We start from the raw sequence: 579 nt of genomic DNA on the forward strand, positions 1-579 counted from the left end.
CCGAAATCATCGTCACCGACCACAGGCTCGATCTCGGCAAGGGCGAGGCCGACATCGCGCTGCGCGCCGGCGGCGCCAATGAGCAGCCCGACATCGTGCGCCGGCGCCTGCCGGGCTCGGTGTGGGCAATCTACATCGCCAGGTCGCTTGCCGAGACCGCCGGACTGCCGGAGGACGAGGCGGCGATCGCCCGGTTCCCAGTCATCGCCGGCGAAGGCGCGATCGCGGCGGCCGGGCCCGTGGCGCTGCTGGAGCAACGCGCCGATCCGGCACGGATCGCGCTGCGCTCGAATTCGCTGCCCGGACTTCTTGCCGCCGCGGAAGCGGGACTTGGCCTCGCTGCCCTGCCCGCGATTGCCGTTCACGGCTCGAGCCAGCTGATACGCTGCGAGGCGTTGGGCAACTTTGCGAGCCCGTTCTGGCTGTGCTGGCACGAGAGCCGGCGCAACGACCCGTTGATCCGCACCGTGGGCGAGGTGCTCGCCGCAACGATCACGGAAAGACGGGCCTTGGTTACCGGAATGTGACCCGGTTACCAGGGGGTGCCTTCTTGTCACCGGAGGGTGCCGGGGGCTATCT

Annotated in this window: 1 protein-coding gene; it reads left to right on the forward strand. The window is 69.6% G+C overall.

Annotation, left to right across the window (positions count from 1 at the left end; genetic code table 11):
- Window positions 1–527: LysR substrate-binding domain-containing protein (locus tag HFK74_RS32970; RefSeq protein ID WP_180207234.1), on the forward strand; the 527-nt coding region annotated here is incomplete at its 5' end.
- Between the last annotated feature and the right edge of the window lie 52 nt (window positions 528–579).

This window comes from Pseudomonas sp. SbOxS1 (assembly GCF_013416725.1).
Classification (GTDB): domain Bacteria; phylum Pseudomonadota; class Gammaproteobacteria; order Pseudomonadales; family Pseudomonadaceae; genus Aquipseudomonas.